General features: G+C 63.6%; 14 protein-coding genes. 7 read left to right on the top strand and 7 right to left on the bottom strand.

What is annotated here, in order from left to right; translation table 11 throughout:
- Positions 1-33: 33 nt before the first annotated feature.
- Complete coding sequence (locus ACVWZM_RS26180) at positions 34-714, top strand: ParA family protein (RefSeq protein ID WP_028336032.1); 681 nt, start codon at positions 34-36, stop codon at positions 712-714.
- 462 nt (positions 715-1,176) lie between these two features.
- Here the strand turns inward: ACVWZM_RS26180 and ACVWZM_RS26185 are convergent, their stop codons facing one another.
- Positions 1,177-1,473, bottom strand: a complete 297-nt coding sequence (locus ACVWZM_RS26185; RefSeq protein WP_028340592.1) for a DUF4282 domain-containing protein — start codon at positions 1,471-1,473, stop codon at positions 1,177-1,179.
- A 318-nt stretch (positions 1,474-1,791) separates the two neighbouring features.
- Here ACVWZM_RS26185 and ACVWZM_RS26190 point away from each other — a divergent pair, with 318 nt between their 5' ends.
- The 3 genes from ACVWZM_RS26190 (at position 1,792) to ACVWZM_RS26200 (ending at position 3,057) form a co-directional block, all read left to right on the top strand.
- Positions 1,792-2,250, top strand: coding sequence for a MaoC family dehydratase (locus ACVWZM_RS26190; RefSeq protein WP_057019033.1), 459 nt, complete (start codon positions 1,792-1,794; stop codon positions 2,248-2,250).
- An 8-nt stretch (positions 2,251-2,258) separates the two neighbouring features.
- The gene (locus ACVWZM_RS26195) at positions 2,259-2,741 is read left to right on the top strand and encodes a MaoC family dehydratase (protein ID WP_076829845.1); all 483 of its coding nucleotides are present in this window, start codon (positions 2,259-2,261) and stop codon (positions 2,739-2,741) included.
- Positions 2,742-2,913: 172 nt separating this feature from the next.
- On the top strand, positions 2,914-3,057 hold the full coding sequence (locus tag ACVWZM_RS26200; RefSeq protein ID WP_016841369.1) for a hypothetical protein: 144 nt from the start codon (positions 2,914-2,916) through the stop codon (positions 3,055-3,057).
- Between the two features lie 107 nt (positions 3,058-3,164).
- Here ACVWZM_RS26200 and ACVWZM_RS26205 read toward each other — a convergent pair whose 3' ends face one another.
- The 6 genes from ACVWZM_RS26205 to ACVWZM_RS26230 all read right to left on the bottom strand — a co-directional run bounded on the left by ACVWZM_RS26205 (position 3,165) and on the right by ACVWZM_RS26230 (position 6,968).
- The gene (locus tag ACVWZM_RS26205) at positions 3,165-3,305 is read right to left on the bottom strand and encodes a hypothetical protein (protein WP_167350365.1); all 141 of its coding nucleotides are present in this window, start codon (positions 3,303-3,305) and stop codon (positions 3,165-3,167) included.
- A 386-nt stretch (positions 3,306-3,691) separates the two neighbouring features.
- Positions 3,692-4,114, bottom strand: coding sequence for a hypothetical protein (locus tag ACVWZM_RS26210; protein ID WP_076829847.1), 423 nt, complete (start codon positions 4,112-4,114; stop codon positions 3,692-3,694).
- A gap of 155 nt (positions 4,115-4,269) precedes the next feature.
- A complete protein-coding gene (locus ACVWZM_RS26215; protein ID WP_456855286.1) occupies positions 4,270-5,211 on the bottom strand; it encodes a hypothetical protein in 942 nt (313 codons plus the stop codon).
- A gap of 246 nt (positions 5,212-5,457) precedes the next feature.
- Entirely contained in the window at positions 5,458-5,892 is a 435-nt protein-coding gene (locus ACVWZM_RS26220) for a nuclear transport factor 2 family protein (protein WP_456855287.1), read from the bottom strand.
- A gap of 284 nt (positions 5,893-6,176) precedes the next feature.
- Positions 6,177-6,437, bottom strand: coding sequence for a hypothetical protein (locus ACVWZM_RS26225; protein ID WP_456782618.1), 261 nt, complete (start codon positions 6,435-6,437; stop codon positions 6,177-6,179).
- Between the two features lie 60 nt (positions 6,438-6,497).
- Entirely contained in the window at positions 6,498-6,968 is a 471-nt protein-coding gene (locus ACVWZM_RS26230; RefSeq protein WP_057019035.1) for a nuclear transport factor 2 family protein, read from the bottom strand.
- Positions 6,969-7,280: 312 nt separating this feature from the next.
- On the opposite strand from ACVWZM_RS26230, the gene ACVWZM_RS26235 reads away from it, so the two are divergent.
- The 3 genes from ACVWZM_RS26235 to ACVWZM_RS26245 all read left to right on the top strand — a co-directional run bounded on the left by ACVWZM_RS26235 (position 7,281) and on the right by ACVWZM_RS26245 (position 9,340).
- Positions 7,281-8,399 (top strand): alpha/beta fold hydrolase, encoded by a 1,119-nt coding sequence (locus tag ACVWZM_RS26235; protein ID WP_456855288.1) that lies wholly within the window; start codon positions 7,281-7,283, stop codon positions 8,397-8,399.
- Between the two features lie 419 nt (positions 8,400-8,818).
- A complete protein-coding gene (locus tag ACVWZM_RS26240; RefSeq protein ID WP_253638637.1) occupies positions 8,819-9,052 on the top strand; it encodes a hypothetical protein in 234 nt (77 codons plus the stop codon).
- Positions 9,053-9,145: 93 nt separating this feature from the next.
- Complete coding sequence (locus tag ACVWZM_RS26245; protein WP_016841379.1) at positions 9,146-9,340, top strand: hypothetical protein; 195 nt, start codon at positions 9,146-9,148, stop codon at positions 9,338-9,340.
- Positions 9,341-9,409: the final 69 nt, after the last annotated feature.

Consider the following 9,409-nt stretch of genomic DNA (forward strand, 5'->3'; position numbering starts at 1 on the left):
TTCGCCTCCTGGGGTCAATCTGGAGGCCAACGTATGAACGTGATTGTTTTCGCTTCGCGTAAGGGGGGCTCGGGAAAAAGTACCCTGGCTGCTCACCTCGCCGCGCAAGTGCACAAGGCAACGAAGCCCTGTCTGCTGATCGACGCCGATCCGCAGGGCTCGCTGACTCTCTGGCACAAGCTGCGCGGCACCAACGAGCCGGCGATCAAGACGGCGGTGAACTCGGTCAGCGGGATCATTGCCCAGGCCAAGCGTGACGGCATCGAGTGGGTGTTCATCGACACGCCGCCGAACCTCTCGGCCGTGGTCGACGACTCCATCAAGAACGCCACGATGGTGATCATTCCGGCGCGGCCCGGCGTGTTCGACGTCAACGCCGTGCAGGAAACCATCCAGACCTGCCGCTCGATGCGCAAGCCCTATGCCGTCGTGATCAACGGCGCACCCGCGCAGCGTGACGGCGCCGAAAGCCGCATCGTCGCGATCGCGCGCGAGGCGCTGGCGAAATTCCGCGCACCGGTGTGGAGCGGCCAGATCACCAACCGCGCCGATCTTCTGATGGCGCTCGGCCAGGGCGAAGGCGCCCGCGAATATTACGCCGAAGGTCGCGCCGCTGCCGAGATCAATCGGCTGTGGGCCGCGATCGAACGCTCGATCAAGGCGATCCGCGGCACGGCGTCGGCGTCCGGTACGATGCACAAGCAAGCGGCGTAACAACGCCGCTTACGTTCGAAATGGAAAGAACGCGCGGCTCCCGCGCGTTTTTTGTCGTCGAGAATATTGGAGTCATTCCGGGGCATGCGAAGCATGAGCCCGGAATCTCGAGATTCCGGATTCGATGCTCACGCATCGCTCCGGAATGACGGAGGGGATGCCCTCACGCCACCATCAGCAGATAGAACACGATCACCGGCGCCAGGGTCAGGATCACCGACCAGATGCCGACAGCCCATAAAATATCCTCGGTCGTAAAGCCCGGCTCGGCACCCGGCCTCACGGCAACAAACCCATTCCTCGAATTCACGACGCCCCCGCGCTGGTCTTGGCAATGCGGAAGGCTGTACGCGAGCGGATTTAAGATACCGGTCGGAATTTCGCGGGCATTTGCGCGCGGGTGCTACTTCGGATTAACCACAGCCCCGCCGGTCGGTCGCGTTCGGCCGGGTGCCGTTCGCTTCAGTGCATTGCTCCGTCCCGATCGCGGATCGCTCCGAGATGCTCGTTGATCCGGAATACGATCAGGATGAACTCGGCGGCGATGCGCGAGAACACGATGCCGACGAAGACGCTGGCGATCGACGCGAGCAGCTGGATGAATCCGACGAACGGGCTGATCGCCATCGCCGTGAGGCTCCACAGGATGCCGGAGATCCCGAACAGCACGATGACCGCGATCACCAGCCAGTAGAACGTCTTGATGATCGTGGGCGTGATGAAGCGGTCCCACTGAAACAGATCCTGGAAATCGAACATCATGGTTCTCCCGGCCAGCCGAATATGATTCGCGTCTCGCTCATCCTACTGCGTGACCGCCGGCGTGATCACTTCATCCCGGGAGCCTGCGCCGCAGGCGTCCGTCGGGAAGAGGCTTTCGCCGGGCCAATGGTTCGGGACGGCGCCAGGCGCCTCCGCGACCAGAGGGATCGATACCGCAGAAGCCCATTCGGTCTCGCCAAAGGCGAGCCCCGGACCGGGCGCCGGCAGTCCAGGGGCGAGCTATGCGAGTGGGCCGGTTGTGATTGCCGCAAATAACGGCCACAATCGGGCTTCCCTCCGGCATATCCTCACCCAATGACCACGCTGACCTTCGAAGACTTCAAGCCCGGCCGCTTCGGCACGTTCGGCCCGCGCCATGTTTCACGCGAGGAGATCCTCGCCTTTGCCGCCGAATTCGACCCGCAGCCGATGCATCTCGACGAGGAGGCGGCGAAGAAATCCATGCTCCGCGGCCTGTCGGGCTCGGGCTGGCATCTCGGCTCGCTGATGATGCGGATGCTGTTCGACGGCTTCATCGGCCGCACCGCCTCGCTCGGTTCGCCCGGGGTCAACGAGATGCGCTGGGTGGCGCCGCTGCGTCCGGGCGACGATTTGACGCTGGATGTCGACGTCGTCGAGGCGCGCGTCTCGAAGAGCCGGCCCGAGACCGGCATCGTCACTTTCAAGGGCACCATCCGCAACGCGCGCGGCGAGATGCTGTGCGAGATGGAGTCGCCGATCATCGTCAGCCGCCGCGACGGCGCGAGCGCATAGGAGAGGTCATGCGCTTTTTTGAAGATATCGAGATCGGCGCGCGGCGCGAGTTCGGCTCCTTCACCTTCACGCCCGAGGACATCAAGAGGTTCGCCGCGCAGTTCGATCCGCAGCGCTTCCATCTCGACGAGGAGGAGGGGCGCAACTCGCTGTTCGGCGGGCTCGCCGCATCGGGCTGGCATGTCGCCAGCGTCTGCATGAAGCTGCTCGTCGCCGACGGCAAGCGGCTCGCCGCGGAAGCCGCCGCGCGCGGCGAGGAGGTCGCGGTCTGGGGGCCCTCGCCGGGCTTTCGCGAACTGCGCTGGATCCGCCCGGTGCTGGCGGGCGATACCATCAGCTTCACCAACCAGGTCGAGACCAAGCGCACGTCCGAAAAGCGGCCCGAATGGGGCATCCTTCAGGCCCGCAACACCGGCGTCAATCAGCGCAACGAGGTGGTGTTCTCGTTCCTCGCCACCGCTTTCGTGCCGCGGCGGAATCCCGGTTCCTGATGTTGCCCGCGCGCCTCTGATGTTGCCCGGACGCCATGGTTAGCGGATGACTTCTGCTGCCGACGCAGTTGTGCGTTGCGTGGAACTCAGTTTTTGCTAACGCATTCTGAACCTTTGTCCCTGCCTTATGGTTTGAGGGCACGGACATCTGGCAAGAATGACTGGGGATACCATGGCAGATCGCAGCGCGCTGAAACTCGTCGGCATTATCTTCGCGACGGTAACGGTTGTGGTGATGCTGGCCACCGGAATGGTCGTGAAGGGCTTTGCCGACGGCAATTATTCCTTCGAGACCACCGCGAGCATCGACCGCTGATTGACCGTCTGTAACTCCCGGCGCTCGAGGGAGCGCAGGTGGCGTGCATTTGCGCTTTTCAATGTGATCTGTCGGCAGGCTGCGTCACATTTCTTCCAAGCTTCAGTCTAACGATTCCAGATCAGCACCATCACGACCGTCGCGGCTGCCAAGATGCCGATGAAGCGGATCATGATCGTGCCGATGCCCTGCTGCGGCTGGCGCAGCGGAATCGGATCGGCGGCGTTATCCGGCCGGACGCTCTGCATGACTTCGTCTCCAAATGGATGCCCGGCTAGTGTCCCGAATCCGAAGTTCGCATCATTTGCCGCACCTTCGGAGCGAACTTCGGATTCGATAAGGACACTAGCAAACCTTTGATTCTAGTGTGCTTTATGAATGCGAAGTTCGTGAAAGTGGCTGCCGCGAAATCGCACAAACTTCGCATTCAGCACACTAGGCGCGGTCCGGACGCGAATTCCGGATTGGACGCGGGCTCGACATCCCCAGTTCAAATCGGCTTCTGCAAAAAATTGACGTCGCGGAGTTTACACCGCGCTGAATAACGAATCGTTCTGCGCTGAATCAGGCCGCAAAGCGAAGCCGCCGCCCCCTGTTCAGGAGGCGGCGGCGATCAGTTTGGAAAACTGAAGTATCAGCTGTTGCGCAGGCCGTCGGCGGCGCGCTTCCACTGCGAGACGTTGTCGGCGATCATGCGCGTCGACTTCATCGCGGCCTGGCTGAGCTGGGCATAGCCGGAGATCTCGCGCTGGACGCGCTGGCCCTCGGCATGCAGCAGGTCACGCAGGCTCTCGAGCTCGCCGATCAGCTTCTCGATCTCGGCGAGCGAGGTGCCGGCGACGCGCTGGATCAGCGAGTTGACGTTGCTGACGGTGGCATCGGTGTTGGAGTCGGTCGGCGCGGTCTCCGGGCTCGCCACCGGCCGGCGCAGATAGGCGATATCGTTGCGCACGAAGTCGCGGATGCCGGCTTCGACTTCCGAGACGGCGGCGAGGTTGGTGTCGACCTCGGACGTCGTTTCGACTTCGGCTTCCTCGGTACGGTTGGTGGCGTTCATCGGCTTTCCCCTTGTTCGCAATGGCGAAGCGCGGCTTGTCCCCCGCACGACGAATTGATGAAGTTACGGACCTATCAGTGCCGCCGAATTTGACCGCATCTGGGCCAAGTTGCGGCAATGCCTGATCATTTAGCGCGATAGAGCTAACAGACCGTTCACCATGAGCGCTTGTAGCCGGCGCTGATGCTCTTGCTGGTGGTGCCCTGGGAGGTCTCGCCGACCGAGCCGGAGACGGTAACGCCGTCGAACAGCTTCTGCTCGGCACCGATCCGGCGCAGCCATCTGTCGTCGGAGGTCGACAGCGTCTGGCCTGCCGTGATGCTGGTGCCGGTGTCGTTAACCGACAGGCTCGCCGACTGATCGGTGTCGTAGCTGCGCGAGGAGTGGTTGATGATGCCGGGCACCGGGACCACGCCCTGCTGGATGAGGTTGTAGCCGTTCTGCAGCGTCAGCGAATATTGCTCCGACAGCGGCACCGACTTGCTCAAGGAGGTGCCGACCTTGCTCTGGTCGGCGGAGGGATCGACCCGCGCCTCGACCGAGGTCTTGTCCCAGATCGAGGCCACGCCGCCGGTCGAGATCGCGGCCCAGGCCGAGCCGCCGGACTGCGGCAGGCTGCCGCCATTGGCGAGCCGCTCCGACAATTGCTCCGACGTCGTCATCGTGCCTTGCCTCGCGACCGTCATGTCGGCGCCGATGCGGGTATCGAGGAATGGCGAGATCGACTGCTTGACCGACACCGCCGACGAGCCATTGGCGTTGTTGTTGGTCGACCAGGATGGATCCTTGCCGGCGACGCTGACGGGCCTGGCCGCACGCTTCGGCGCCAGCGTGGGCAGGCTCGTAGAATCGGTGTCGAGCTGGCTCCAGTCGAGCTTGCTCTCGTCGATGTCCTTCAGGATGTCGGCGTCATTGGCATTGGCCGCCGGCGGCTCCTCGTCGGCCGCAGCCTCGGCGTTATCAGCTGCGGTATCCTGGGCTGCGGGAGCGATCTGCCACGGCGGGGTTTGCGCGGCGGCCGGCAGCGCCATCGCCAGGCTGAAGCCGGCCGCCAGCACCTGCAGCCTTGCCCAGCCAAATCGTAATGTGAAAGTCATTCCCAGCCCGCAAATTCCAGAGCCGCAGCATGCATTGCCGTGGCGCAAAATTGTGGCATCGGCGCTCTGAAAGCAAGTGATCAACGCGTGATCGTCATGTCCGGGACAAACGCGCCGCGCGTTCGCGCGGCGCGTCCCGAGCGCGGCCGTTCGGGGCTGGCAAAACAGGCCGCTGCCGGGGCGCCTGAACGCGAAGACGCGCTTCGCGCTTTAGCGCCCCGGACATGACGAAGGCGTGAAAAGCCGTCAGACCGCGATGCGCGGCAGATGGATCGGGTAGCCGACGGTCTGCTCGACGAGGTCGAAACTGTCGACCAGCACGCGGAAGCTCGTCAGCTTGCCGGCCCTGAACTGCGCGAAATGCGCGATCCGGAGCGAGATCGGCTTGTTGGAGTCGAGTGCCGTCAGCGAATAGCGCAGCATCGAGGCTGCGGAATCCACGCCGAGCATGATCTGTTCCCGGTCGAAGCGGTGAACCCTGAGGTTCTCGCCGATCTGCCGGATCACCTCGAGCACCGCGGCCTTGCCGCGGCGCGCGCCGAAAAAGGAAAACAGGTCGATCGGCCCATAGATGGACCATTCGACCTCGTCGTCGAGCAGCGGCTCGATATCTTCAAGCTGGCGTTCGTTGATCGCGCGATGCAATGCGCGCGAAAAACGCCAGAGACTATGCTCTGTCATTTTGGCCTTGTCCTGAAACTGGATTTTCAAACGCAAACGGATGGCAGGGGGTCAGCGCCGACGCCTTGCCAGGTTGCTGCACATCGCTATTGCGGCCTGAAATAGTGCCGAACGGCAAAAACGCAAATGACTTTTTTGCAATGCACAATTGCGCGGAATTTTACCGGAATGTGACCGCCGACCTCTGGATTCTGGTTCCGACGCGCTTTTTTGATGCGAACCGGCATCCACCCCGCATCACGTGGGGAGTAGGCTTCGCGCGAAAAGGCTCCGGTCGCCGCAATTCAGCGGTCGCGCTGCCGCACCGGTTGCCGCTCGATCACGATCTCGGCGTCGCGGATCGCCACCACCGCGAACAGCAGCGCGCCGCCGATGCCGCCGATCCCGGCGCCGAGCGGCATGAAGGTGAAAAACACCAGCGTTCCGCTGTCGATACCAGAGGTTCTGGCCAATCCGATCCAGCTAAGCCCGGCTCCGATGCCGAAGGCGGCGCCGCCAAGGGCGCCCAGCGCCAGGCCAAGCACAGCGAGCAATGCGATTTTCATGGTGATTTCAGCCCCGACCGCAACAAGCCCGGTAATAAGTCAGCGCCGGGCTGTCGAGGTTCAACGCCGGCGTTGCGAATTTGCCTGCACGATGTCGTCGTGCCCGGTCAGCGCCGCCGCGACGTCGCGCTCCAGCACCTGCTGGACGAGGTCGAAGGTGTCGATGATCTCGCGGATCTCGGTGATCTTGCCGTCGCGCAGCGTGTAGAACACCGCCACATCGAACTGCACCACGCGGGCGTTGTTGCGCTTGCGGAAGAACACGCGCAGCTGCGCGGCGACCCTGTCGCCCTGGGTCACCACGATCGGCGCCTCATAGCGCATGTCCGAATAGCGCTCGTGGATCGTGGTCCACATCTGGCGCAGCGCGGCCTTGCCGCGGTGCTGGCCCATATGCGGAAGAATGTCGATCGGGGCGTTGGCGAGAAACGCGACGTCGTCGCTGCAGCGATCGAGCGCGCCCTCGATGCCGCCGGCATAATAAACGTCGAGGAAGTTCAAGACGCGCTGCCGGTTCAAATCCTCGCCCATGATCGACTCCGCCGGTCCGACTCGCTCTGGCCCGGCATTGTGAACCGGAGCATTCCACAATCAAACAACATATGTTTGACGCGCGAGACGCGATTAGGTTTGGCAACCAGCGCGTGCATTGTGGCGCAAAATGCATGCGGCGCGCCGGTTCGCGTAATGCGACGACGGGCGGCTGTCGCGGTGCAGGCGGCGGTTTATTCCGCGCCTGCGCCGCTTAAATCTTCGCGCCCGCGGCCTTGCCGCGGCGCCGCCGGCCCGTATGCTTCGCGGCGGAAGGCGGCCGAACAGAGCCGCCCCGATGGGGAAAGACCAATGAAGCGCATCACCCACTTCGCCGCGATCCTGTCGCTGCTGGCATGCCCGGCGATCCCGCCCGCCTTCGCACACACGCCGCAGCAGCCTGCCCACCAGCTCTACAACGAAGGCGACCTGAAGCTCGAGAGCGGCGAGGCGATCGAGGATTTCTCGATCTCCTACGTCACCCACGGCACGCTGAACGCGAAGAAGTCGAACGCCATCCTGATGGTGACCGCGATCTCGGGCAATCATCACCGGCTCGATTTCATGATCGGCCCCGGCAAGGCGCTCGACCCCGACAAGTATTTCATCGTCTGCACCGACGCAATCGGCAACGGGCTGACCACGTCGCCGAGCAATTCGAAGGCGCAGCCGCGGATGCAGTTTCCGAAATTCGCGATCCGCGACATGGTGGAATCGCAGTATCGGCTGATGAAGGAGAAGCTCGGCATCGACCATGTCGTCGCCGTGGTCGGCCCCTCGATGGGCGGCATGCAGGCGCTGCAATGGGGCGTCAGCCATCCGGACTTCATGGACGCGCTGGTTGCGATGGTGCCGCTTGCGAAGACGCCGGCCTGGTCGGTCGCGGTGATGGAGGCCTCGCGCAAGGCGATCATGAACGATCCGGCGTGGAAGGAAGGCAATTACGAGGCGCCGCCGGAGAAGGGCCTCAAGCTGTTCCGCGATATCGTCGCGCTGCTCGCGGCGCGCACGCCCGATATGTATGCGGCGCAGTTCAAGTCCGGCCCCGACGTGCTGCCCTGGATGGCCGAGCAGGAGACCGCGCTATGGAAGCTGTTCGACGCCAACGACTGGATCTACCAGAGCTGGGCCTATGACCGGCACGATGTCGGCACCACGGCCGGGTTCGGCGGCGACACGGCGAAGGCGCTGGCTTCGATCAAGGCGAAGACGCTGATCCTCACCGGCACCAAGGACCTGCTCAATCCCGAATTCGAGCCGAACCAGATGGCAAAGGACATTCCCGGCGTGACGATCAAGACGATCAGCCCGGGCACCGTGACCGGCCACGCCTCGGCCGGCGGTTTCTTCCCGGCGGATGTCGAGTTTCTCAACCGCGAGACCGGCGTGTTCCTCGACGGCGTGACCGACGGCGGCAAGAAACTGGAGTGATCGGCTGAACCGGCCGCGTCTCGCAGACGTGGAGGCATGCGGCGGGCAGCTGTCCGCGAGTTAATGAAACCTCCGCTCGCGCGCCCGGTTGGTTCGGCGTGGGCGACGCATCCGCAATGAGGAGTTCCGTATGAGAAACACCATGCCGCTTGCCGTCGCCGCCCTGGTTGTCTCCAAATAAATCATGCGAGCGCGCACCGCGCGACGGTGAGCCGGCGTCGACGCCGGCCACGAGGCCTTGAGCTCCTCCGGGGCCGGCCGGTGAAATCGCGCCGGCTCGCTGTCGCGGTGCGTTCGACAACAGCCAATCCGACGGCGCCGCCTTGCCGGCGGCGGGGTCGATGGTGAACCGCTTATTCTTCCCGGAACCGGCCGTGCCGCTGCACCGTTGATGCGGAGCATTGCATTGGAGCCGTATCATGAGATCGATTGTTCTCGCGTCCGTCATTGCCGTCAGTGCACTCGCCTTGGCGCCGCCTGCCGACGCCAAGGGTTGCATCAAGGGCGCCATCGTCGGCGGCGTCGCCGGTCATTATGCCGGCCATCACGGCATGCTCGGCGCCGCCGCCGGTTGCCTCTACGGCCGCCATCACGCCAAACAGCAGCGCCAGCAGCAGCCGCAGTCACAGCCCGCGCAGCAGGAGAAGCTGTAGGATCAGCTGTGAAGCCACATCTCCAGAAACGTGAAGCACATTCCGGGAACGCCGTCCGTCCCGGCCGCGTTGTCTCCATGCGTAACGGAGACGATGATGACGAAACCAAAGACAAAGACCATCCAGCCCGTTCCCGACGACAACAAGAGCCACAAGGGCCCCGGCAGCACCCCGAGCGTTCCCATCGACACCACCAAGGGGCATCGCGACGACGAGAAGCACAACATCCGCGAGCAGGCCGCGCACGGTAATCTGACCCAGAACACCAGCAACAAGCGATCGGGGTAGGGCGGCCACACTCTCGGTGTCGTCCTGGCGAAAGCCAGGACCCATAACCACCCAATTCAGTGATGAGCG

Source organism: Bradyrhizobium sp. USDA 4501, assembly GCF_054062115.1.